We start from the raw sequence: 23251 nt of genomic DNA on the forward strand, positions 1-23251 counted from the left end.
ACATCCGTTGAAAAGGATCGGGATGAGCTGTGCCTAGGGGTGAAAGGCCAATCAAACTCGGAGATAGCTGGTTCTCTGCGAAATCTATTTAGGTAGAGCGTCATCCGAATACCCTCGGGGGTAGAGCACTGGATGGGTAATGGGGCCCCACAGGCTTACTGATCCTAACCAAACTCCGAATACCGAGGAGTACTAGATGGCAGACACACAGCGGATGCTAACGTCCGTTGTGAAGAGGGAAACAACCCTGACCTACAGCTAAGGCCCCTAATTCATGGCTAAGTGGGAAAGCAGGTGAGACGACCAAAACAACCAGGAGGTTGGCTTAGAAGCAGCCATCCTTTAAAGATAGCGTAACAGCTCACTGGTCTAAATAAGTTGTCTTGCGGCGAAGATGTAACGGGGCTCAAGCCATGAGCCGAAGCTTAGGATGCATTTAGTGCATGGTAGCAGAGCGTAGTGTGACATAGTTCCATGTGTCCTTATCCTCCTTCGGGTGGAATTGGACACAAGGAGCTTTCTGTGAAGCGGGCCTGTGAGGGATCCCGTGGAGAGATCACTAGTGAGAATGATGACATGAGTAGCGACAAAGAGTGTGAGAGACACTCTCGCCGAAAATCCAAGGGTTCCTGCTTAAAGCTAATCTGAGCAGGGTAAGCCGACCCCTAAGGCGAGGCCGAAAGGCGTAGTCGATGGGAACCAGGTTAATATTCCTGGGCCAGATGGAAGTGACGGATCTCGAAGGTAGTTCATCCTTATCGGATTGAATGGGCTGCTTAGAGGTTCCTGGAAATAGCTCCATCGTTAGATCGTACCCTAAACCGACACAGGTGGATAGGTAGAGAATACCAAGGCGCTTGAGAGAACTATGTTGAAGGAACTCGGCAAAATACCTCCGTAAGTTCGCGAGAAGGAGGCCCGGTCTGTACGCAAGTACGGGCTGGGGGCACAAACCAGGGGGTGGCGACTGTTTATTAAAAACACAGGGCTCTGCGAAGTCGTAAGACGACGTATAGGGTCTGACGCCTGCCCGGTGCCTGAAGGTTAAAAGGAGGGGTGAGAGCTCTGAATTGAAGCCCAGGTAAACGGCGGCCGTAACTATAACGGTCCTAAGGTAGCGAAATTCCTTGTCGGGTAAGTTCCGACCTGCACGAATGGCGTAACGACTTCCCCGCTGTCTCCAACATAGACTCAGCGAAATTGAATTACCGGTCAAGATGCCGGTTACCCGCGGTTAGACGGAAAGACCCCGTGCACCTTTACTACACAACTTCACACTGGCATTAGGCCGAACATGTGCAGGATAGGTGGTGGGCTTTGAAGCGTGAACGCCAGTTTGCGTGGAGCCTCCCTTGAGATACCACCCTTGTTCTGCTTGATGTCTAACCGCGGTCCGTTATCCGGATCCGGGACCCTGTGTGGTGGGTAGTTTGACTGGGGCGGTCGCCTCCTAAATCGTAACGGAGGCGCGCGAAGGTTGGCTCAGAGCGGTCGGAAATCGCTCGTTGAGTGCAATGGCAGAAGCCAGCCTGACTGCGAGACTGACAAGTCGAGCAGAGTCGAAAGACGGCCATAGTGATCCGGTGGTCCCAAGTGGGAGGGCCATCGCTCAACGGATAAAAGGTACGCCGGGGATAACAGGCTGATACTGCCCAAGAGTCCATATCGACGGCAGTGTTTGGCACCTCGATGTCGGCTCATCTCATCCTGGGGCTGGAGCAGGTCCCAAGGGTACGGCTGTTCGCCGTTTAAAGAGGTACGTGAGCTGGGTTTAGAACGTCGTGAGACAGTTCGGTCCCTATCTTCCGTGGGTGTAGGATACTTGAGAGGAGTTGCCCCTAGTACGAGAGGACCGGGGTGAACGATCCACTGGTGGACCAGTTGTTATGCCAATAGCAGTGCTGGGTAGCTATGATCGGACAGGATAACCGCTGAAGGCATCTAAGCGGGAAGCCCCCCTCAAAACAAGGTATCCCTGAGAGCCGAGGTAGACCACCTCGTCGATAGGCCAGAGATGTAAGCGTAGTAATACGTTCAGTTGACTGGTACTAATTGCTCGATAGGCTTGATTTGATCCAGTAGAAGAAAGACTAATCTACTGAGACAAAAGCATACACATACAATCAGTTGTACTGACTTGGACATTTAGAGGTTTTACTCGGTTTGGTGGTCATAGCGTAAGCAAAACACCCGATCCCATCCCGAACTCGGCAGTTAAGTGCTACTGCGCCAATGGTACTGCGTCTTAAGACGTGGGAGAGTAGGTCACCGCCAAACCTAGCAAAACCTCTAAATAACGTATCTCTCTGCGATGACAATTAATAAGCCAATACATACTCATTGGCACCCGGCGCGGGATGGAGCAGCCCGGTAGCTCGTCAGGCTCATAACCTGAAGGTCGTAGGTTCAAATCCTACTCCCGCAACCAACTTTAGCGAACTTTCGCATTCAACAAGGCCCGCATCACCTGCGGGCCTTGTTGCGTTTAGCATCTCCAATAGCTTGCCACGCAGCTCAAGCGCATGATGCTTCGCTTCTGCGTCCCAGGTGACCACCACTGTATCAACCCATTGATGTAGCTCGTCGCTCGCACGACCCGAGACAGCCTCATCTGAAAGAGTGGCCGCCAGGTCGTCAATTTGGGCACGGTAAAAGACAGGGAGGTCCTCCGGCAATGTGACCGGGGTAGGCTTGATGGCCTTGCGTTTCACTTCTGCGGCTTTGAGGTCGGCTTCCAGTGATTTCAAGCGTGCAGTCAAAGAGGTTGGCGCATCGCCATCTTCAACGGAACGCACAATGTTCGCGATCTTGGTCTTCAACTCGTGAATGGTTTTGTCGTGCAGTTTGAGCACTTGACCGTTCTCTTCTGCTTCCGCCTTTTTGCGCGCCAGAAAGTTCTCCCGAAACTCTGCATAGGCCTCATCTTGCATCAGGCCAAACTTGAGGCCAGACAGGATCGAGGTCGCCGCGTCTGCTTCTTTCAGTCCGCGCATACCGGTGCAGATTGACGCGCCTTTCTCTTTGGCGTTGGCGCAGTAGTAACGGCGAGCTTTGCCACTGCCTGCCACGGTAAGATTACCCCCGCACTGGCCGCAGCTCATCAACCCAGACAAAAGATATTTGCGTCGCCGAAACGATTGACCGACCGACAGGCCTTTCTTGTCCGTTGCTGGTTTTACCATGCGCACCTTCTTGTGCTCGCTCTGCAAAGCCTTGACGGCGTCCCACATATCTTGGTCGACGATCCGTAGGTCAGGCACCTCCTGAACGTCCCAATCCTCGCAAGGGTTAAGACGCGAGACCCGTTTGCCGGTCTCAGGGTGTTTGGAATAGCGTAGTCGGTTCCAGACGCGACGCCCGATATAAAGCTCATTATTCAAGATGCCGGTGCCACGCGTTGGATTGCCATTGATCGTGTTTTGCTTCCAGTGGCCGCTGGTAGCGCGTTTGGTGTTGGCGGCAGGAGAGGGGATGCCGTCTGCGTTGAGTTGTGCCGCGATCTTGAGGGGTGACAAGCCGGATGCGTATTCCGTGAAGATGCGGCGCACGATAGTAGCTTCATTGTCGTCAATACTGACGTGGCCTTTCTGGACCAGACCGTCTTGCCCGATGCGGGGGGCATAACCGTAAGATTTGCCGCCTGCGCTTTGACCCCGTTCAAACTTTCCGCGCAGGCCGCGCCGTGTTTTAAGGGCGAGGTCTTCAAGAAATATCTGCGCCATCGTGGACATAATGCCGATGTCGAGCAGGCCGAGTTTGCCTTTGCCCAACTGGTGTAGCTCAATGTCTGCGAAGGTCGCAGCCTTGTAGAAGTTCGAGGCCCGTTCAAGATCACGCCCAAGGCGGTCGACGTGTTCGAACAGAACGATGTCAAATGAGCGTGCGTGAACTGCGTCGAGCAGCGCCTGAAATCCAGGGCGGTCCCGTAGGGCACCAGACATCCCGGCGTCGGCGTATTCTTTGACGACCTCATAGCCGTTGCGTTCTGCGTATTTACGGCATTCGCTGAACTGATCGTCAACAGACTTCGGGTTCTGCATATCCGAGGAGTAGCGGGCATAGATTGCCACGCGAGGTTTGACCGTCATTTAGAATCTCCTTGGCCCGCAAATCTGGGTCGCCTTTGTTTGGAATACAATCCAAAATTGAAAAGATTGTGGAAAGGCTGCCATAATCTGGCCGAAATCTTAACTATTATCCAAATCACTGCGCTTGGTGTTTCTTCCTTCGTTCTGCCCTCTTCGGTGGCCCGCTTGGCGGCAACTTCAGCTATCAGGTCGATCAGATTTGTGAGGGTCATTCGCTTCTCCTTCGGTTGTGAACACACAAAACCAACAACACGACGAGACACGGTGGCCCTTAAGGGTTGATCGTCTACGCCCGCACAGAGATGATCTGTGCGGGCGTCTCTTTATGGGCAGCGCACTGACATCTGTAGCAGCAGAAGGGTCGCCAGCGCGCCTGATGCGGGGTGTCTAAACCCGCATGTTCGGTCAGGCTGCTGCGCGCAGCCCCTGAAGGGCCTTCTCGGCACGAAGCAGATCGTGCACAGCCGAAAGCGTTACGTAGAGCTCAACTAGCACTCCCAGTGCGTTGGTTAGCCGATCGGCTTCCGGCGTCATCCGCTCCTCTCCCCAATCCTGCGTATCGGACACGTTCTCCGCGCTGTGATCGTAATGCGTATCGACATAGGTTCCTTCAATGATCTCGGCATCAAGCACGCCCACAAGATCGTGCAGCTTTGCGAGAACGCCTTTGTCGAAGATCGCCCCACGCTGAAGAAGCGCCGCGAGCTCTTGCGCCATGCGTTTTGGCCTTGGCGAAATGAGGTCGAGGACATCCTGTTCAATGCCTGTCGCAGCGGCGCGCGCAAGCGGGTAGCAGGCCGCTGCCATTGGGGTAACTTCTGTGCCTGATGTGAACGGTAGTTCCATAGTCTTTATCCTTTGATATTTGGGGTGCGGGGTCGCTCGAAGGCGCGGTTCCCAAAAGGAAACCGCGAACTACGCGCGACTATCGTGCCCGGTCTTCGCGGCGTTCTCCTTGCGCGGCTGCCCGTATATCAGCGTCGGCTTGTAGTCGTGCCTGCACGGCATTCATCCGCTTGATAAGTGGCGGGTCCAGACGACCGATGAGTGTTCCGCTATCGTCGTCGTCATCAAAACCAGAATGATTAACGCTGACGATGATCCGACGCGCGCAGACAAAGCGCGACGGCCGCTTCAGGCCAGCTGCGTGGCAGGACGCCAACTCCCCGACCCTCACCTCGTAACCGCGGTTCGCATTGGTAGGTGCTGACGTGCCGTAGGCAAGTTCGATGAAGCAGGTCCCGCCTTTGGTAAACACGTCGAGAACTAAGCAGGGGCGACGTTTGGGCCGCGTGTCCGTGGAGGCATCGTATTCGTCGTCCGCGAGAGGATACCGGAACAAGACGACATCGCCGCGTTCGACAAGGTTCTGCCATTCGAAGGCGGGCACGAATGGTTTGGGGAATTGATACATCTGGGGTTGCGTATTCCGGTGCATCCGGCCGGTCATTCCGACAACATCCGGCCACCTAAACCGGTGTATCCGGCCGCCCTTGTTTAGCGGCTGCGAGGCCTGAGTTTTTGGTTAACCGTTTTGGGCGCTTTCGTCACCTGTTTTGAGTTTGGTTTTTCGCATGCTCTGGCCGTCGAGTTCGACGCGATATGCGTTGTGTACGAGACGGTCGAGAATGGCATCTGCGAAGGTAGGTTCACCGATCACGTCATGCCAGGCGTCGATGGGCAATTGGCTGGTGATCAGCGTTGATCCGGCTTCATATCTGTCTTCGACGATCTCCATCAGGTCGCGCCGCTGGCTGGCGTTGAGACGGTCTGGGCCCCAATCGTCCAAGATCAGCAGCCGGGTTTTGGTGAGGGCTTTGAACAGGCGTGGGAAGCGTCCGTCGCCATGGGCCAGCTCCAACTCGTCAAAGAGACGCGGCATACGTTTGTAGAGCACGGTGACGCCGTCCCTACATGCGGCTTGCGCGAGCGCACAAGCCAACCACGTTTTGCCCACGCCGCAGGGGCCCGTGATCATCAGGTTACGACGGTCTTTGATCCAGCGCCCGGTCAACATCTGCTGGAACACGGCTTTGTCGAGACCGCGCCGGGATTTGTAATCAATGTCCTCGGGCGATGCGCCGACGTGGCGCAATTTTGCGGTGCGCATGCGGCTTTCAAAGCGTTTGGTTTCTCGGCTCGCGCTCTCACGGTCGACGAGCAGCCCCAGCCATTCGGCATGGCTGAGCGCGGCTGCACCGTCCTGTATTTGCATCTCAGCAAAGGCTTCCGCCATGCCGTCGAGCCTGAGTGATTTGAGCTGATCCAAGGTTGGATGATCAAGCATATCTTGTCCTCTTCAGTGGAAGTAATCCGCACCACGGATATTGGGGTGAGTGATCGCGGGGCCGTCCGTGGTGGGGTCGCGGCGCTTGCGATCCAGACCATTCTTTAGAATGGAATGTAGCGATGAGTAGGAATGGGCGTTGATCTCAAGCGCCCGGGCGCAGGCGGCATCCAGGCGATCATGACCAAAGGCTTTGGCGAGTTTGATGACGCCAAGACAGCTGCGATACCCTTGCTCGGGGTGCCGCCTTTTGCGCATGACCACATCAACAAAGATCTCAACGTTTGGGCCGATGCGGACGGCTTGCCTGCGAATGCGCTCAGGCGTCCAGTCATCACGGAACCGATGATGCGCAGGCATGTGATCTCGGTGCGTCGAGTGCTGGCGGTTGCCGGAGGTGCGGGCGTGAGAGGCCACGCGTTGCCCCTTAAAATATACCTCTACGGTGCGTGCGGTAATCCGGGCCCACAGTTTTTGCTTCAGTAACTGATGTGGCACTGAGTAATAATGGCGGCCAATATCGACGTGGTAATCAAGGCCAGCACGGCACTGCTTCCACTCGGCATAAACGTATGGGGCAACGGGCAGCGCCTTCAGCGCAGGGCGATCCAGGCGTTCAAAAAGATCACGACGGCTGGCCCCAAGATGGCGAGTCACCTTGCCATTGAGTTGATCCAGCAATGGCCGGATGGCCGCGTTCACCTCATCAAGGCCAAAGAAGCGCTGATTACGCAACCGCGCCAAAATCCAGCGCTCGGCCAGCAAGACAGCGCCTTCAACCTTGGCCTTGTCTTTGGGTTTGTGTGGGCGGGCCGGAATAATAGCTGTGTCATAGTGACTGGCCATATCCGCATAGGTGCGATTGATGGCTGGGTCATAAAAACAGGCCCTGGTGACGCCTGCCTTGAGGTTGTCCGGGATCAACTGCGCAGGTACGCCGCCGACGAACTCAAAGGCACGCACATGGCTCGATATCCAGTCCGGCAGGCTCTGCGTCCACGTCGCTTCAATATAGGTGTAATTGGACGCGCCCAACGTTGCGACAAAGATCTGCGCTGTGCGCACCTCGCCGGTTTTGGGACAGACAACATCCACGGTGTGGCCGGCATAGTCGACAAACAGGCGCTCGCCAGCAGGGTGACGTTGACGCATCACCGGCGACAGCTTGCCTTCCCAACGCGTATAGAGTTCGCAGTATCTGCTGTAGCCGTATCCATCCGGATAAACCCCGCGATACTCTTCCCACAGCAGTGAAAGCGTCACACCCTTGCGCCGTAACTCTGCGTGCACGTAGGCCCAGTCCGGTTGAGCAACGCTGCCACGCACTTCGCCAGGGCTATAGGGAAACAGCCGCTGCTCGAGGTCTGCATCAGACAAGGCGTCTGGCAGAGGCCAACTCAAGCCTTCAACATCGGCGCGCCGAAAATACTCCGATATCGTCGCGCGGCCCACCGACAGGCTTTGCGCAACACGGCGTCCTGAAAATCCATCTGATCGAAGCCGCAAAGCTTCCCGTATCTTCCGCATTGGCAATCTCTTCATTGGGCTCTCTCTCATTCAAATGAACGCCAGAGTAGCCCTGCTACAGATCGCCTCGCAGTCGCTTAAATCGTGTCAAAATAGGGGTGGCCGGATGCCCCGGAATCCATGGCCGGATCAAATCGGTATGGGTGGCCGGATGCTATCGGTACAGGTGGCCGGATCACCCCGGAATACGCATGGGGTCTCCTGTGATGCGATTGAAAATCGACACCAGCTTTGGAGACCTAAAATGGCTCCAGTTTTGCTGCGCGTCACAAAGACCGCGCAGCAAAATTGGAGACAAAATCCGGGAGAGCGGCGAGAGGGAAGCCCTCTCGTCAAAAAAATCCCTAAGGGGGTTTGAATGGGCGGAAAGCAGACATTCGCTGCGGTTGCGAAGTATAGACCCAGCGTTTTAGAAAGCAGACGTTCGGCAGCACGTTGCACTTTCAATCGCAGCGAAGGCTCGGTTTAAGCCCAATCTTGCCAAAGTGCGGGGATGCATCTGAGTAAAATTCGTTACCGCATACGTGCTCACTCGCCATGGACAAATGCGGCTTATCTACCGGGACGCAGACCCCGATTACCACGCTTTCTGGCGGGTAGCGAAGCACGACCGCTCTTGTGCCAAGAGCGCATAATACCCTTAGCAACATATCATTCGATGAATGGCAGCGCTTTGATAAGCGTTTCGTACTCATCAGTAATATCAGCGGTTTCTATCATGCGCTCCGCCTCGATGGCTATCAACGGAATGCCATCTACAGGTATCTTTGCGGTGCTTTTTGCCGTAACTGTTAGATGTGCCGTTATCTGACGATAAGGAAGATAGATAGTGCAGTTTGCATTGTTCGGGGTTGATTGGACAATCGGCTTATTACATTTGAAAAAATGGGGTGGAACCTCATACCCATCAATCTTTGGACCGCTATCGAAGAGATAGAAAGGATTGGCTTGCCCAATCCACTCATGTATCAAGACTTTGTACTGCATGCCTGAGATATTTTCGATACCGGTTTCGACATGATTTTTAAGGAAAAATTCACGCCGATCTTTCCAGCTAACGTGGCTAACCAAAAACAATGCCCCCATCACCTTGGTTGTCGAGAGGTCTTTTACCAGAGCAGGATTATACGTGAGATGCATTACTTTTCTTGATGGATGTTTATCTCCATTACCCCACCTGCAAATTCGAAAATAATATGGACCAACCTGCGCGATGGCACCATCTGGACCGTAACTCTGGGCCTCGGTTACCGGAGTATCACCTTCGCACCATTTCGCGCTTGGGTCATAGGGTGGTGCTGGCCTGTATGGACTCGCATCGGTCGCAGCAGATGCCAGAACTGAAATCATTCCGAAAGCGAGTAATCTCTTGGTCAGCTCCATTCGAAATGCCTCAATGTATTTACGGCTTGCAGTTATAAACTACAGATGACCGATCAAATTTCAAACACCAAGATCCGTCACGTTCAAGGGTATGTTTTCACTGGACACTGCCCTTCAAGCGCATAGCCTGTTTCCGGAAGTTCCCAACGTCTATTGGGAAGCCTAATTGAGCAGTCGGAGTACACAGTTGAAACTGAACCTAAAGAAGGTACGCGGCGAGCACGGTATCAATGATGACCTCATTCTGAGCTACAATACGCAGCAAGCGGCATTTGCGGCAAGCCAACAGGACATGTTCGCAAATATCGAACAAGCGATTTCAAAAACGGATGAGCGAGGTAAGATGCCTCTCTGGGATGGTTACGATCAGATACCTAACTACGCAACAAGCACGGGCCCAGCATCAAAGCGTAAAATCTCCCAGGTAAGGACAGGTCGTGGGATCTGCCAGTTCTATGCCTGGCTTGCGGCGCAGAAGAAGCCGGAAACGATCCTGGAATTCGGCGCAGCTTTCGGTGCGAGCGGTATGTATTGGCTGGCAGGCCTCGCCGTCTCAGGAAAAGGTCAGCTGGTCAGCTTCGAGCCAAACGAATTGTGGTGTTCTATCGCACGTGAGAACTTTAAGTTAATCAGCGACCAATTCCTGCTCACAGCAGGGACATTCGAAGATAACTTGGCGTTGGTTTCCCCCAAAGCAACGATCACCTTGATAGACGCCATTCATACAAAATCTGTGGTGATGGCTCAATTCGAGTTGGTAAAGCAGGTCAGTCAGTCAGGATCTTTGGTGATCTTTGACGATCTGCGGTTCTCCGACGATATGTGGGCTTGCTGGCAAGAGGTTGCCGGGGCACCTGATATCTCATCGGCGTGGCAAATCGGCGATCGGGTCGGGATTGTAGAACTGACTTAGAATTTCGATCAGCAGAACCGTTGAAACCTACAACGAATTGCGGCTACGTCCGCATATCAGGTCTCAACACCCGTGAATGCTGCATATTTTGTCAATGTCTGCTTTTGGGAAGCTGCATCGCAGCAACCTAATCTACGGCAAATGTCCGCTAAGGGCCGATACCAACAATTGCCGATTGACCGTCGGAGACGCCAGACAGGGTGCAGGGACAGACGGCGAGTGGTCCTTGCCTTGGAGTGTCCAGAGAGGTAAGTCCCATCTTTGGTCCCAGACGGAAAGGCTGCCAGGGGGTGCAGGGGGAGTGGCGAACGACGACCCTGCGAGTGGGGATGAAAGGGGTGGGCGAAACCTCCCTTTCTCGGGCTGAAAGCCCCTTGAGGGTTTGGGAGAGTTGGACGTCTCCCAAGGTCGCCGCAGGCGGCCAGGGTCCAGGGGGCTTCCCCCTGGCGAATGCGTAGCTCGCACGTAGAACCGAAGGGCCGGAGTGCGAGCTACTTAGTGAGTAAACGACTGACGCATTCAGTTGCACTTGATGCATCTTCAACCGAGCTACGGACGTCACTGAATGTGATATTTCGAATAGCGCTAAGCAAATTTGCAGCAGATGTCATTCAGATCTGTGCCGGTTTACAGTTAATCGCGAAAATTCATATGGGAAATAATATCAACTCAGTTGCATTACCCTTAATTCAATATTCTTGATTCCTTCCTCCATCTTCTCGATAAGAGGGCGAATGTTTTCGAAGTTTCGCTTGCCTACTGTCTTTTGCATCCTAGCCGAGCCACTCTTCAACGTTCCTTGGGCAGTCCGCAACAGTTTCAAATCGCGTGATTTGGAAACTGTGGAAATCGGACCAAAAAACACATTCGCAGATTCTACGTCTATGACCAGGCCAATCCGTGCTGAATCCTCCAAACTCCTGTAGAGAATTCCGAAGTCGCCATTTGTCAAAGCAACATAGCTAACCATTACGCGAATCAACCAATCGCCGGTCTTCTCGCGATCGAATTTCTTCAGCGCGCGCGCGAAATGCATGGCCCACATGTACGATGTTATTGATTGGGCTAATAACGAAACTTTGTCAGGGTTTCCAGCACCAGAAATCGCTCGGCTTTGCATCGACCTGCAATCCCCAATCTTCGAATGGAATTCAGATCTATGCATATCAGAAAATGCCGGGCTATTTGCTACTTTCTGGCAAACTTCAATGGCCTCGCCAAAGCGATATCCAGTTTTTCGCTCCGCATAGAACCAAGCCCGCATCATAAGGACATCTTGATACCCGAAACTCTCAGCAGATTGGAATAGTTCCCTTGCTTTAGAATAATCTGGTTGAGATGATTGAACGTATGACTGACCTAAGACGGAAGAGAACTTAGGGTTGACCCGAATTGTGTCAGTTTGACTAAGTTGATTGACCTCAGAGATAATTTGATCAAACTTATGAGCGCGTAAAAGCTGCTCAAATTCGAGAATCTTAGCAGCTTCACGGGGCGTAGACTTGGCCACATCCGCTCTAAAGTGCTCTACTGCTCTTTTTACAGCCGGGTAGAACCCCAACCGCTGTGAAGCTGTGCGGACAAAATTAAGCGCAGAAGGTGAAAGGCTGTATCCCGTCGAGCCGTCGTCGTCGGTAGAGATCTTTAGAAATATGCTTGCAGTCTCGTTAATGCCAGAACGGACTTGTTCCGAAGATGCGTTAGTAATTGCACGTATTGCATCGAATCCAAGTTTACCGTTATACTCCATAAGCGCGGCAAGGATTTGACGACTTCGCCCATCGGACCCATTTAGCTTTTCATATTCGCGCTGGTATAGATATTTTCTTGCCCCGTCTCCGCCCTTTTCATTGAAATCCCTAAGCGCCTGTTGGTACGAACTGCTATTCATGCGCAAACCCACTATGGTTTCCACCAGTAGTGGAAGGCACGACGTTTCCTGTGCAATACATTCGATCATTTCTTCATCGGGCATCGATGTATTAAAAAGTTTACAGCATTCTTCTAAGAATGCCGGGAGTTCAGCTCTCCGATCCAGACCAGGCACTGGGATAGCTGAGTTTTTGGCGTAAGAAGCATCATTTCGGAGAGTGTATATTATTTTGACTTTCTTATTCGCTTGACTGCACAATAAGAAAAGGTCTTCTTCTCCTGTGTCATGCCCACTTCTGCTAAGTGAATCAATGTCATCTATCACAAGTAAGCCATTGAACTGGTCGAACAGATTACCTATTTTTTCGATAAGCGCCCCTACATGAAGACCCTCGACTTCATCCTTTGAGTATCCACCTATGTTCAGAAGAATTGTGCGATATAGACCTTCTGAATCGTTAAACTGACGCAGCATAAAGTTTTGCTCAGTTCCTGTGCTTGGATTTAGCTCCGTTTCTTTTGCGGATACGAATAATGCAAAATCCAAGTGTTCCCAGTTTTGCAGCATTATACCTTGCCAGTTCAAAGCTACCTGGTCCAAAAACTCATACGCCAAGGTGCTTTTTCCCGAGCCTCCAGCGCCTGATAGATAAATTCTGGGCTTTCGATCGGAGACGAACCAATTCCAAAGGTTGAACGCAAGATCAGTTCTCCCAATAAAATTTGGCAATGTCGAAGGTGACGGAGGGGACGAATACTGAATTCCTGATACATACCCCTCAGATTCCGTAAACGGATCACTTCGCTGAGAAAACGCAAGTGGAAGGTGATGGCTCTCGGCATTTTTTGTTTCATGGCGCTCTCTTATATATAGAGTGGCCTTTTTGATTTGATGGTAATCTCTATTGGCCCTAACTGGCGTTACAGATTTGCGTTTGGGAACGAGCACTGCAGAAATATTTGTTCGTTCACCGGAAACCATCACGCTATAGCTTTTACGAATGAGCTCTATTTGCACGCCGAACAAGTCTGTCAGCAGCGCATTGTATTTTTCGATATCAAACTGGCCATGCACACCGACTGGTCGGAAGTCTTCATTTCGCACACCAAATACAACAATCCCACCGTAGGTGTTGTAGAGCGATATAAAGAGCTTCAACAATCCAGAACGATAATCGGAATCGCTTGCTGATGGAAAATTCTCTTTGTAATCAAGTAAAACGTTTTCTTGAAGAAGGAACTGTTCGTTCTTAAGATCGTAAATAGCGCCAAAAATTTTATCAAATTCGTTGGGAAGGCTTTGCGATGATACTGCATCAATTAGAGCTGAAGACTCCGTTTTCATAACCTTTTCTCTCCCAAGTTTACTGAGAATTAAGTAGTATAGTCTCCAAGGGCAGTCAACTTCTGGTATGAGTCAGATCGACCATAGGTTGAATAATCTTGTGATAAGTCGATTATGGACCGTTTCTCGTAGTCCCGTACTCCCTATTTTTCATAGACCGATGCGTCCACGGTGTTTCCAAAACCGAAGTTTTTTAATGTTTAAGTCGGCTATCTCTAAGGGGTGTCCTTTCACCTGAAACTAATGGTCGCTTAAACTACGGTGCCAAAATTTGCGCTCCCATTTTCTCATCTCCACCACCAAGGAGATGAAAGATGGACGGTTCACAATTTCACACCCGCTACCCGGTCGTGCTGCGGTTCGAGGGTATCGGGCCTGAGAACCTCGCTGGATACGAAAAGCACCGTAAGCGGGTCGGGGGCGACACCGGTCACATTCTGGAGCACCCGCCGGCCCCAAATCGCCGTCTGATTGGATCCGAAAACTGGGCGTCTGAAGCTTTAGCTGAGATTGCCGAAATAAAGGCACAGAACTTTGCGGCCGAACTTGAGGCGCTCGAACGGCGTAACCGCAAGAAGGACATTCAGAAGCGGCTGGCGGAAGGACCGCATAACCCTTGGCGTCCTACGCGGCACGGTCCAATGCGTGAGGTGATTTTGACGGCCAACAAAGAGTGGTTCGATGCTGACCCTGCAGCAGTCTTTGACGAAGGTGCCGAAAACAACCAAAGGATTGCGGATTTCGAGCTGTTGTCGATTGCTTGGCTGAAAGAACAGTTTGGCGATGACGTCATTCACGCACGCGCAGACCTTGATGAAGAAGCTTATCACATCCACGCCATAATCATGCCGCGAGTCTGCGTGGAGATGATGCGCACGGACAAGGCAACGGGCGAGAAGAAAGTCATCGCGACCCGGAAGATGCTTCAACCATCAAAGTTCGACGTAATAGAAGACTACGAGCACGCTCAGGATAGCGTCGGCGCGTGGTTTTCTGAGATCGGTCTGGAACGCGGTGAAAAGCGCAAGGAGGCGTTCCGCCAAGCTGTCGCCAAAGGTGAAACGCCGCCGCCAAAACGGATGCATACAAAAACGAGGGACTGGCGGCGCAAGAAGGATAGTGAACTAGCCAAGCGTGAGCATGATCTTGATGCTCGAACTGACGCGGTCGAAGAAAAGTCGGCGGAGGCGGACGCCATTATCGAAATAACCGAAGCCATCGCGGACGGCGTTGTTGATCCCTCGGCTGATGGAACAGCCGCAATCGCACCGGTGAAGGGTCGCGAGAATGACCCAGCTTTCCTGAGAGCACAAAACAAAGCGAGGCAATCGCCCACGGGCGCAGCGCGCGTTGCGAAAGCCTTCCGCCGCGGATGGGGCGCAATGTTCAAGAAAGCGCGCACGGACGCCTTTGAGCGGGTTTCGGATGAGTTCCGCGCTGCCAACCGAACGTTAGAGGAGGCGACATCAATGCTGGCGAAGATCGGGGCCACTCTCGGCGATGGCTTCACCGGAAATGTAGGCGCGCTCTCGGAACTTGCTCAGCGACTCAAGAAGGCAGTTATCGCGGGAAATCTTTCACACGAAAGAGCCGAAAAAAGAAGTGTAAGCAAAGACAATAGTTTAGGAGATTGACCGATTTTTTGTTGCCGTAAAAGTCACCGCATCCCGATTTGCTATCCCATCTTTTTTTTACGTAGCCCAGACATTCCGCCCGGGCCTAAACTTACTAAGACAAAGGATTATTAGATGAAAAACCGCATGCAAGGAAAGCCTTCCAAAACCGCCCGCAAGAAGCGCGCTGAAGTGCCAATGAGCGCAGCGATGCAAGCCGCGATGTTCAAGGTCGCAAACGTCGCCGCGAACTTGTCCAGAAAAGACGAAGCTGCCCAACAAGCTGCGCGTAAAGCGATTACAGACACTATCGAGGAATGGATCGCCTTCCTGACGGAAAGTGAACCAGAAGCAGTCGATCAGTTCTACTATGAGGTTTGTATGATGGCCTCTGTCGGCAACCGCCGCCGTATTTCCAAACACGCGCTTATGCCCGCAGGTATCGTCGAGCAAGTTGAGGACGATTTGAAAACGCAGAAGGAAGAAGCTGAACGAGCCGCGGCTAAAAAGCAGGTCGTGGAAAACGGCAAAGAGGCTGGCGAGCAAGTTCCGGCTTAAGCTCAGCGGCAAACCTCAAGATTAGTTCGCCAAAGTCCAAATCCCCCTCCCGCAACCAAACTTAACACACAAGCCGCGTCCGAATAGGATGCGGCTTTTTTGCTGTCCGCAAAGCTCAACAATCCCAACAACTTACCCTCCAGCAGCGCCGTATGGCCACGCTCCGCATCGTGACGGATTGTAATGCTGTCGATAAGCGCGCCGAGGACTTCAGACGCGCGATGCACAACATCCGGGTCGTTAAGGATGTCGGAGATGTCGTCAATCGCCGCGCGGTGGAGTGCTGCTAAGTCCGGTGTGATCTCAATAGGATCCTGAGCCTGAGTAGCCAGATCCGCCTCAATCTTTTTTATAAAACGATGTCCAAAGAACCTCTACTATGGACGCCCCCCTCTCGTGGGGACAAAATTTAAAACGGACGCTAAATGACGGATCTGGAATCGCGACAGATCGAAGTTCCATCCTGTTTTCAGGCCGATGACCGGCAAGCGTGGTGCAAAGCTGCGAATGCCATACCTCAACTTCCAGACTGAATCCGGACCTATAAGCAAAACTCTGCCGGGGTCCAATCACGGTGAGAACCAACGGTGGAACCTTCGCCATATCTGGAGGTTATCAACCCAGATGCCGCAGCACCGAACAGGGTGACAGCAGATCAACTGCTACGCGGCTAGTGAGGAGAATAACGATGAAAACGTCTTTTACAAAATTTACAATGGTATCTTCCCTGGCGCTGGCCGCCGTTCTGCCTGTATCGGCGATGGCGATGGATGCAAGCGCCGCAACCGATCTGAACATCCGCAGCGGCCCTGCCAATAACTACACCATTCTGGGTGTCATCCCTGGTGGCGAAGCAGCGACGCTCGACGGTTGTGTCGCAGACGGCACGTGGTGCAAAGTCTCATATGATGGCGTTGAGGGTTGGTCCTACGCGCCCTACCTGACTGTTTCAGCCGAAGAAGAGGCTTATGTGGTAACGGAACGTCCTGCGGCAGTGGAAGTCACCACAGTGACGTACGAGGACACCGGTGAAACTCTGAAAGATGAGCGCCAAGGTGCGACAGCTGGCGCAGTGATCGGTTCGCTCGCGGCATATGCTGCTGGCGGTCCCGTGGGCGGCATCATCGCAGGCGGTATCCTCGGGGGCGCGGCCGGTTCGGCAGCAGTTGAACCCACTGTAGAGACGGTGACATATATCGAAAGCAACCCGGTAGAGACAGTTTACCTTGACGGTGAAGTCGCGGTCGGTGCCGGCGTACCTCAGGACGTCGTCCTATACGAAATTCCTTCGCAGTCGGAATACCGTTACGTTGACATCAATGGCCAGACGGTCATCGTAAACCCTGAAACCAATGCGATCGTAAGCGTTATCCGCTAATAGCTGGATCTAGGACTTTAGGGAGGCCCGGCAGTTGCCGGGCCTTTTTACGTTGCCAGCCAAGATGTCCCGAGGGGCGGTTGCCCTTTGTTAAGCTAAGGTGGTTCGGTGGCAGAGCATTTGGTCACTATGTTGCCGCGTTAGCGTGATAGGCCGCGCATATACAAGCTGGACTTGCTACGATTTCGCGCCGTCATTTAAATTTCTGAGGCCCACCGTTCGCCCAATGGCGACAAGGGTAGCGCATCCCGAATTGGGCTGTGCCTGCTTGACCTCTCGGCGTGCGGCACATTCCAAAAATCCCAGAAAGCGCGTTTCCAATCCCATCTCAAGCACAATGCGACGAAAGGCAGGCAGAAACTAAGTGCGTAAGAGGAGATCGGGGAATGAAAAACCGTAAATGATTTTTCTAGGTAACTTGCTTATCGGGGATAAGTGGTGCCCAGGAGAGGCATTTCTTTACACAACTAATTTCTTCCGTGGCTGAGTGTATCTACCCACATTCACTACAGAAAACGCTTCTTCCAGTTAGGGAAAGAAGCTGGTTGGGAAAGAGGCCCCTGTGGGGCAGTTTGTGGGGCATTATGATTGATACCAAAAACAAATGCGTGGACGGTGTGAAGCGTCGCGGCCGAGGTTTCTGGATGCGTATTCGTGTGCCAATAAAGTTCGCTGAAGTGGAAGCTCGGTCTGAGATATATCAGTCACTCAAAACCAAATGCGAGGATGAGGCCAAAGCCCGGTTTGTCTTGAAGAAGAGAGCGCTTGTGAATGACTGGGAAGCCCGCTTGTCGCGTGGTGGCGGCGGAACAAAGCCGGATGCATTCGATGCGGCGTTATCACTGCTGGAAAATATGAACATCTCTTACAGGCCGATGGATGAGCTTATCACAGGTCCAATAAATGAACTTCTGGCGCGCATTGACGCCGCTGCTGAATTCGGTCCCGAATCTGCAGCCTTCCCAGCTGCATTGGGCGCATTAAAGTTCCCCAAAACACTTATTTCCGAAATGCCATCAATTATCGAAGAACAGAAAAAGGCTGAGATCTCATCCAAGAACAAACGACAGCTTCGGGTTTGGCGTAACAAGTATCTTCAAGCCGCTACATCGTTTGTAGAGATCGTAAAAGAAAAGTCCGTTCCCGATATTTCGGAGCATGATGCACTGATATACCGCAAGTATTGGAAAGGGCGGCGGGATAGAGGAGAAATCACGACAAACTACGTAAACAAAAAACTTCGATTCATGCGTCAGCTTGTCAACGCTTATTATGAGCGGTTTGATGTGCCTCCAAGTCAAAGGAACAATCCGTTTACCGGTTCTTCAATCGAAACGTTGAATGTTGAATTGACAACCGGTGATCGGAAATTGGCATTTCCAATGCCATGGGTCCAGAAGGTCTTGATCGAACAGGAGGGGTTGGATGGCCTAAATAGCCAGGCTCGTGATATCGCTTCTATCTCTGCAGAGTGTGGAGGCCGACAGTCAGAGATATTTGACGTTCCGCCAAGCGACATTTATCTCAACCATCCAATTCCTCACATACAGCTCCAAATTGTTCTCGATCCTGAATTCAAACGGGAACTAAAGAACGCTGCTTCTAAACGACCTGTCGTTTTGCTTGGTGTAGCGCTGGAGGTGATGAAGCGTCATCCCAATGGGTTCTCTCGGTATCGCGGGAAAGACGGCTATTCGGCGGCGGTTAACAAATACATGCGTCAGAACAATCTATTCCCACCTACTCCTGATGGACAGACCGGCAAATATACTATGAGTTGCACACGCCACACTTTCGAGGATCGAATGGTCTACGCCAAAATGACGAACGAAGAGCGCGCGTATCTAATGGGGCACTCCATCGGGAATATTCGTGGAAGGCCTGTCTACGGTTCCACGCCAGATCTTAAGATGCGTGCCCTATATCAGGAAATGGTATCGTTCCCAACAGATCGCTGGCAGCCCAGACCAATAGCCGAACTACGTGAGGAAATCGACCGACTGGCTACCGAACTTGGCTTCAGAGTTACGTAGGAGCCAGCCTTTTAGGAGAAACGGATTAGACGGAAAAGGGTCCGTCTCGGTTAGCGGGCATCATCAACTTGGCAGCATCAAGAAGCGCTTTGAGTCGCCTGGCTGAGCTTTTCAGTTCCTGAAACGAGATTATCAAAGTGATCCTTCAACAGCCTCTTGTCGTTCTGGCTATATTAAAGGATCGAATAATGCTGGAATACTCTCATTTGAAAGCATGAATAGTCTCATTGTCGCTGAGATGGCTACCAAAGTAATCGCGGCATTGGCGTTATGTTTCGCTTTCAATAATGGGGGCCGGTGAGGAGTAAAACGGGATGAATAAGTTTGCCATATTGGACTTCGAGGCGTCGAGTCTCTCAGACGATAGCTGGCCGATTGAAGTTGCTCTGTCATGGCTTGATGTGGGTGGGGTTCATACATGGAGCTCGCTAATCTGCCCTGCACCGGATTGGAGTCTTGCTGAGTGGTCGCCCCAGAGCGCGGCAGTTCACAATATCCCCTTATCAGACCTGAAGTCTGCGCCCTCGGTGAGCGATGTGATGCAGGCGTTTTCGAAGGTTCTTGGGGCTCGACGCCTTCTTTCGGACGCTCCAGAGTTTGAGAAGCGTTGGCTCATTAAGCTGTTTCGTGCCGACGGCCGTGACGAGATACCTCCAGTTGGAGACTATCATGAAATTTCATCGAAACTATACTCAGGCTATGCTCTGGATATGCTCTACGAAACACTGGAGCGCCGTGCTGCTCCGCACCGCGCAGGCCCAGACAGCGCACGCCTTGCATTTGGCTGGCTAAAGGCATCCAAGCATCAAGTTTCTATGGGGCAGAGGAACACGAATTCATAATTGTAATTCCCGCATACTCACCAAGGAAAGCGACGGCATCGACACCCAGCCCTTTAGTCCTGAAAGTCGGCTATGCGGACTTTGCTGCCGACGCACGGTTTCCGTGGCAGTTGGGAATACCTCTTGAAGGAAGGGCGGCGAGAGGACGTTCGCTGCTGTGGCGATTTGGCCTTGTTGTCGGGGATTAAGCAGCCATTCAGCATGAGTTGATTATAAGGAAGTCATCGATAAAAGGGTGAGCTCTTAACCAGTCGTCAACCAGCTACGGCGGCGGTCACGATAATTTCGACACGCAGGTCGGCATCCGCCAGTTTGGCTTCTCCGCAGGCGCGTGCTGGGGCTGCACCTTGGGGAACCCATGCATCCCAGACCCCATTCATCGCATCGAAATCCGCCATATCTGCGAGCCAAATCGTCGCCTGCAACATATGCTCGCGCGACGAACCCGCTTCGTGCAACAATCTGTCGACGCGACCAAGGCAGTCCTCGGTCTGTTCGACCACTGTGGTTCCGCTGCCGACCTGCCCACAGAGGTAGACAATGCCCCCGTGTTTGACGATTTTGCTCATACGTTGATTGGTGTGGATGCGTTCGATCATGATCATACTCTTTCGTAACCGAGCCATTGGCACCGCCTGCCTGAGGCTGGAGCGATGATCTAAGAGACGTCGCTAATGACGTCATTACTGACGTCACTTATGCGGGGCCTGTGATGCGTGGCGAAATTCTTGGGGCGGAGCGGCGACGCTTTTGGCATGACGACGACAAGCTTGAGATTGTCGCGTCGGTTGGGATTGCCGGGGCGAGCGTGACGCAGGTTGCGCAGCGCCATGAGATTAAGCGACAACAAATTTACGCGTGGCGGCATGAGCTGAAGAAGAAAGGCTTGTGGTCGCCCGATGGCGGGGCGCTTTTCTTGCCGCTGGACATGCCCGTAACTGCAGGAGTGCCGGTGGCGCAGGCCCCGGTCGCTGAGCTGCCGCCTCCAGTTGCTGTTGAACTGCGCCTGCGTGGCGGGCGCAGTTTGCATTTTGAAAGCACGATTGATCCTGCTGCGCTGTCGGCGCTGATCCGTGTGGTTGACGCTGCATGATCGGCCCGGGCACCGGTGTGCGTGTGTATCTGGCCTGCGGTGTCACGGATATGCGCAAGGGGATCGCAGGGCTGGCGGCGCTGACCCAGGACGTGTTGCGACAAAAGCCTACCAGTGGGGCGGTGTTTGCGTTTCGAGGCCGTCGGGGTGATCGGATCAAGCTTCTGTTCTGGGATGGGCAGGGCTTTTGCCTCTATTACAAAGTGCTCGAACGGGGCCGCTTCCCTTGGCCGAGCGCCAAGGATGGAGCTGTGCGACTGACTTCGGCGCAACTTGCGATGTTGTGGGAGGGGATCGATTGGAGGCGTCCAGATTGGGGCGCTCCACCCGCTCGGGTGGGGTGATTTTGCGTCGGGATTTGCGTTATTTATATGGTGCTTTGACCTGACTTTTGGTAGTCAGGCGTATGCCTGAACACGCCGAAAACCTCCCCGATGATCCCGCCGTTTTGAAGGCGATGATCGCGGCTTTGCAGGCCGAAAACGCCAAGATATCGGCCACGTTGCGCGTCCATGATCAGTTGGTTCAGGCGCTTCGCCTACGGATCGCCAAATTGCAGAAACTGGCTTTCGGCAAGTCCTCAGAAAAGATCGAGCGCGAGATCGAACAGTTGGAGCTGGCGCTCGAAGATCTGCTGGTCGCGGTTGCTGAGGAAGATGACGCGCCCATCAACGAAGGGCAGGATGAACCGTCACCGGAAGCTGCCGATGCACCCGCTTTGCGCCGCCGACCACGTGTCTCGGATACGACCCCGCGCGAACGCCGTGAACTGGACCCCGGCACCTGCTGCCCTGACTGTGGCGGTGATCTGCGCGTAGTGGGTGAGGATGTCAGCGAACTCCTTGACATGATTGCTGCCCAGATGAAGGTGATCCAGATCGCCCGGATCAAGAAATCCTGTCGCCGTTGTGAGAAGATGGTGCAGGAACCCGCACCGAGCCGCCCGATCCCGGGCAGCATGGCAGGGCCAAACCTACTTGCGCATATTCTGGTCTCCAAGTTTGATGATCACCTTCCACTCTATCGCCAGCACGAGATCTTTGAGCGTATGGGCGCGGACATCCCCGAAAGCACGCTGGTCGGCTGGTGCGGACGCTCCATGAAGACCTTGTCGCCGCTGATTGAATGGATTGAGGCTGACATCATGGGCAGCGACCTGCTGCACGCAGATGACACACCGATCCGGGTGCTGGACCGCTCAAAGCGCGACAAGGGTCTTGGCAAAGGGGTCAAGCAAGGCCGGATCTGGGCCTATGTGCGCGATCAACGCCCATGGGCGGGTGCATCGCCACCGGGGGCCGTCTATCGGTTTGCACCGAACTGGAAGGAAGAGCACGTTCTCAGCCATCTGGCCAACGCCCGCGGCATCCTCCAGGCTGATGGCTATAAGGGATATGCCAAGCTCTATGCGTCTGAACCCGATGGTAAACCGCGCTTGCGCGAGGCGGCCTGTTGGGCCCACCTGCGCCGTGACTTCCACGACTTTTGGACCTCAACCAAATCCGAGATCGCCCGCGAAGCGCTCGACCGGATCGGCAAGTTCTATGACATCGAGCGCGATATAAACGGCCAGCCCGCTGACGTGCGTCATGCGACGCGCCAAAAGCTGACCCAGCCAAAGGTCGCGGCCTTCTTCGCCTGGTCTGAACAACAGCTCCTGCGCATCCCCGGCAAAAGCGATCTGGCCAAGGCGTTCCGCTATGGTCTCGCGCGGCAGGAGGCCCTCAGCTTGTTCCTAAGCGACGGACGTGTGGCCATTGACAACAACCCCGCTGAACGCGCCCTGCGCCCGATTGGAATAGGACGGAAAAACTGGCTCTTCGCGGGCGCCGATACCGGTGCAGAAACCCTCGCGCGTGCAATGACCGTCATTGAAACTGCCAAGCTGAATGGTCTCGACCCACTGGCCTATCTCGCCGACATCCTCGACCGTATCCACGATCACAAGATCAACCGGCTGGATGAATTGCTGCCGTGGAATTGGGTGCCGCTGGACACTGCCCATTCACAGGCCACCTGATGGCGGCCGTGACCCATGTCTGCAGCATCGACTACGTAGCCAAAATGTTGGGCGAGGATGCCGAACTTCTCGAAGCGATCATCTCCAACGACGACAACCTGACCTATGGAAACATCGTCAGCGTTTACGTCGGACCCGACGAAACAAGCACCACACTGACCGATGACGGGATCGAAGAGCTGATGGACATGATCCGCGCCGCTCGTATCACCAACAAAACCTGGCATGAGTTCCTTGATGACTTCGTGCATGACACCGATCTGGTGGCACGCATCAAAGCTAAATCGCCGCGGTAACAA

The 23251-nt window shown here is 53.3% G+C and carries 19 protein-coding genes, 1 tRNA gene and 2 rRNA genes (1 of these 22 cut by a window edge); 13 read left to right on the forward strand and 9 right to left on the reverse strand.

Translation table 11 applies throughout. The features are described 5' to 3' along the window. The 3 genes from ACVBAU_RS02290 to ACVBAU_RS02300 form a co-directional block, all read left to right on the forward strand. A 23S ribosomal RNA gene (locus ACVBAU_RS02290) occupies positions 1–2073 on the forward strand; it begins 764 nt to the left of the window's first position. An 89-nt stretch (positions 2074–2162) separates the two neighbouring features. Continuing rightward, positions 2163–2277, forward strand: a 5S ribosomal RNA gene (gene rrf / locus ACVBAU_RS02295). Between the two features lie 74 nt (positions 2278–2351). Further along, positions 2352–2428 (forward strand) — tRNA-Met (locus ACVBAU_RS02300). On the opposite strand, the gene ACVBAU_RS02305 is transcribed toward ACVBAU_RS02300, so the two are convergent. The 7 genes from ACVBAU_RS02305 to ACVBAU_RS02335 form a co-directional block, all read right to left on the reverse strand. Then, positions 2385–4088 carry a recombinase family protein gene (locus ACVBAU_RS02305; protein ID WP_448328886.1) on the reverse strand — a complete coding sequence of 568 codons (1704 nt, stop codon included), beginning with the start codon at positions 4086–4088 and terminating at the stop codon, positions 2385–2387. The two genes, ACVBAU_RS02300 and ACVBAU_RS02305, sit on opposite strands and share 44 nt — an antisense overlap. Further along, positions 4085–4300, reverse strand: a complete 216-nt coding sequence (locus ACVBAU_RS02310) for a hypothetical protein (RefSeq protein WP_448327650.1) — start codon at positions 4298–4300, stop codon at positions 4085–4087. The genes ACVBAU_RS02305 and ACVBAU_RS02310 overlap by 4 nt, the downstream gene beginning before the upstream one ends. Before the next feature lie 193 nt (positions 4301–4493). Next, positions 4494–4934 (reverse strand): hypothetical protein, encoded by a 441-nt coding sequence (locus ACVBAU_RS02315; protein ID WP_448327652.1) that lies wholly within the window; start codon positions 4932–4934, stop codon positions 4494–4496. Positions 4935–5013: 79 nt separating this feature from the next. After that, the gene (locus tag ACVBAU_RS02320) at positions 5014–5538 is read right to left on the reverse strand and encodes a hypothetical protein (RefSeq protein WP_448327654.1); all 525 of its coding nucleotides are present in this window, start codon (positions 5536–5538) and stop codon (positions 5014–5016) included. 75 nt (positions 5539–5613) lie between these two features. Then, on the reverse strand, positions 5614–6375 hold the full coding sequence (istB, locus tag ACVBAU_RS02325) for an IS21-like element helper ATPase IstB (protein WP_448326272.1): 762 nt from the start codon (positions 6373–6375) through the stop codon (positions 5614–5616). 12 nt (positions 6376–6387) lie between these two features. After that, positions 6388–7917 carry an IS21 family transposase gene (gene istA / locus ACVBAU_RS02330; protein ID WP_448326274.1) on the reverse strand — a complete coding sequence of 510 codons (1530 nt, stop codon included), beginning with the start codon at positions 7915–7917 and terminating at the stop codon, positions 6388–6390. 636 nt (positions 7918–8553) lie between these two features. Continuing rightward, complete coding sequence (locus ACVBAU_RS02335) at positions 8554–9285, reverse strand: hypothetical protein (protein ID WP_413838809.1); 732 nt, start codon at positions 9283–9285, stop codon at positions 8554–8556. Between the two features lie 187 nt (positions 9286–9472). On the opposite strand from ACVBAU_RS02335, the gene ACVBAU_RS02340 reads away from it, so the two are divergent. Continuing rightward, entirely contained in the window at positions 9473–10198 is a 726-nt protein-coding gene (locus ACVBAU_RS02340) for an O-methyltransferase (RefSeq protein WP_413838811.1), read from the forward strand. Positions 10199–10862: 664 nt separating this feature from the next. Here the strand turns inward: ACVBAU_RS02340 and ACVBAU_RS02345 are convergent. Then, positions 10863–13415, reverse strand: coding sequence for an RNA-binding domain-containing protein (locus ACVBAU_RS02345; protein WP_448327657.1), 2553 nt, complete (start codon positions 13413–13415; stop codon positions 10863–10865). Between the two features lie 314 nt (positions 13416–13729). Between ACVBAU_RS02345 and ACVBAU_RS02350 the strand changes: the two genes are divergently transcribed. The 5 genes from ACVBAU_RS02350 to ACVBAU_RS02370 all read left to right on the forward strand — a co-directional run bounded on the left by ACVBAU_RS02350 (position 13730) and on the right by ACVBAU_RS02370 (position 19839). Next, entirely contained in the window at positions 13730–15049 is a 1320-nt protein-coding gene (locus ACVBAU_RS02350) for a plasmid recombination protein (protein ID WP_448327659.1), read from the forward strand. Between the two features lie 114 nt (positions 15050–15163). After that, positions 15164–15586: a hypothetical protein gene (locus tag ACVBAU_RS02355; RefSeq protein ID WP_413838818.1), complete on the forward strand. Its 423-nt coding sequence runs from the start codon at positions 15164–15166 to the stop codon at positions 15584–15586. A 688-nt stretch (positions 15587–16274) separates the two neighbouring features. Next, positions 16275–16964: a DUF1236 domain-containing protein gene (locus tag ACVBAU_RS02360; protein WP_448327661.1), complete on the forward strand. Its 690-nt coding sequence runs from the start codon at positions 16275–16277 to the stop codon at positions 16962–16964. A gap of 584 nt (positions 16965–17548) precedes the next feature. After that, positions 17549–18997 (forward strand): DUF6538 domain-containing protein, encoded by a 1449-nt coding sequence (locus tag ACVBAU_RS02365; protein ID WP_448327663.1) that lies wholly within the window; start codon positions 17549–17551, stop codon positions 18995–18997. 314 nt (positions 18998–19311) lie between these two features. Then, complete coding sequence (locus ACVBAU_RS02370) at positions 19312–19839, forward strand: 3'-5' exonuclease (RefSeq protein ID WP_448327665.1); 528 nt, start codon at positions 19312–19314, stop codon at positions 19837–19839. Positions 19840–20093: 254 nt separating this feature from the next. Here ACVBAU_RS02370 and ACVBAU_RS02375 read toward each other — a convergent pair whose 3' ends face one another. Beyond that, positions 20094–20438, reverse strand: coding sequence for a RidA family protein (locus tag ACVBAU_RS02375; RefSeq protein WP_137192339.1), 345 nt, complete (start codon positions 20436–20438; stop codon positions 20094–20096). A 113-nt stretch (positions 20439–20551) separates the two neighbouring features. On the opposite strand from ACVBAU_RS02375, the gene tnpA reads away from it, so the two are divergent. The 4 genes from tnpA (at position 20552) to ACVBAU_RS02395 (ending at position 23248) form a co-directional block, all read left to right on the forward strand. Next, positions 20552–20932 (forward strand): IS66-like element accessory protein TnpA, encoded by a 381-nt coding sequence (tnpA, locus tag ACVBAU_RS02380; RefSeq protein WP_069301501.1) that lies wholly within the window; start codon positions 20552–20554, stop codon positions 20930–20932. After that, positions 20929–21276, forward strand: a complete 348-nt coding sequence (gene tnpB / locus ACVBAU_RS02385; protein ID WP_093734192.1) for an IS66 family insertion sequence element accessory protein TnpB — start codon at positions 20929–20931, stop codon at positions 21274–21276. Before tnpA ends, tnpB begins: the two co-directional genes overlap by 4 nt. A 62-nt stretch (positions 21277–21338) precedes the next feature. After that, positions 21339–22952: an IS66 family transposase gene (tnpC, locus tag ACVBAU_RS02390; protein ID WP_448327668.1), complete on the forward strand. Its 1614-nt coding sequence runs from the start codon at positions 21339–21341 to the stop codon at positions 22950–22952. Beyond that, on the forward strand, positions 22952–23248 hold the full coding sequence (locus ACVBAU_RS02395) for a hypothetical protein (RefSeq protein WP_093734194.1): 297 nt from the start codon (positions 22952–22954) through the stop codon (positions 23246–23248). Before tnpC ends, ACVBAU_RS02395 begins: the two co-directional genes overlap by 1 nt. Positions 23249–23251 lie beyond the last annotated feature (3 nt).

The organism is Sulfitobacter sp. M13, from assembly GCF_053474885.1.

What these genes read in the sequence shown, in the direction of transcription:
- ACVBAU_RS02350 (WP_448327659.1), top strand. Translation starts at nt 13,730, where the DNA reads ATGGACGGTTCACAATTTCACACCCGCTACCCGGTCGTGCTGCGGTTC.
- ACVBAU_RS02360 (WP_448327661.1), top strand. Translation starts at nt 16,275, where the DNA reads ATGAAAACGTCTTTTACAAAATTTACAATGGTATCTTCCCTGGCGCTG.
- ACVBAU_RS02315 (WP_448327652.1), bottom strand. Translation starts at nt 4,934, where the DNA reads ATGGAACTACCGTTCACATCAGGCACAGAAGTTACCCCAATGGCAGCG.
- ACVBAU_RS02310 (WP_448327650.1), bottom strand. Translation starts at nt 4,300, where the DNA reads ATGACCCTCACAAATCTGATCGACCTGATAGCTGAAGTTGCCGCCAAG.
- ACVBAU_RS02375 (WP_137192339.1), bottom strand. Translation starts at nt 20,438, where the DNA reads ATGATCGAACGCATCCACACCAATCAACGTATGAGCAAAATCGTCAAA.
- tnpA (WP_069301501.1), top strand. Translation starts at nt 20,552, where the DNA reads ATGCGTGGCGAAATTCTTGGGGCGGAGCGGCGACGCTTTTGGCATGAC.
- ACVBAU_RS02305 (WP_448328886.1), bottom strand. Translation starts at nt 4,088, where the DNA reads ATGACGGTCAAACCTCGCGTGGCAATCTATGCCCGCTACTCCTCGGAT.
- ACVBAU_RS02320 (WP_448327654.1), bottom strand. Translation starts at nt 5,538, where the DNA reads ATGACCGGCCGGATGCACCGGAATACGCAACCCCAGATGTATCAATTC.
- istB (WP_448326272.1), bottom strand. Translation starts at nt 6,375, where the DNA reads ATGCTTGATCATCCAACCTTGGATCAGCTCAAATCACTCAGGCTCGAC.
- ACVBAU_RS02370 (WP_448327665.1), top strand. Translation starts at nt 19,312, where the DNA reads ATGAATAAGTTTGCCATATTGGACTTCGAGGCGTCGAGTCTCTCAGAC.
- ACVBAU_RS02345 (WP_448327657.1), bottom strand. Translation starts at nt 13,415, where the DNA reads ATGAAAACGGAGTCTTCAGCTCTAATTGATGCAGTATCATCGCAAAGC.
- tnpB (WP_093734192.1), top strand. Translation starts at nt 20,929, where the DNA reads ATGATCGGCCCGGGCACCGGTGTGCGTGTGTATCTGGCCTGCGGTGTC.
- ACVBAU_RS02395 (WP_093734194.1), top strand. Translation starts at nt 22,952, where the DNA reads ATGGCGGCCGTGACCCATGTCTGCAGCATCGACTACGTAGCCAAAATG.
- ACVBAU_RS02335 (WP_413838809.1), bottom strand. Translation starts at nt 9,285, where the DNA reads ATGGAGCTGACCAAGAGATTACTCGCTTTCGGAATGATTTCAGTTCTG.
- tnpC (WP_448327668.1), top strand. Translation starts at nt 21,339, where the DNA reads ATGCCTGAACACGCCGAAAACCTCCCCGATGATCCCGCCGTTTTGAAG.
- istA (WP_448326274.1), bottom strand. Translation starts at nt 7,917, where the DNA reads ATGAAGAGATTGCCAATGCGGAAGATACGGGAAGCTTTGCGGCTTCGA.
- ACVBAU_RS02365 (WP_448327663.1), top strand. Translation starts at nt 17,549, where the DNA reads ATGATTGATACCAAAAACAAATGCGTGGACGGTGTGAAGCGTCGCGGC.
- ACVBAU_RS02355 (WP_413838818.1), top strand. Translation starts at nt 15,164, where the DNA reads ATGAAAAACCGCATGCAAGGAAAGCCTTCCAAAACCGCCCGCAAGAAG.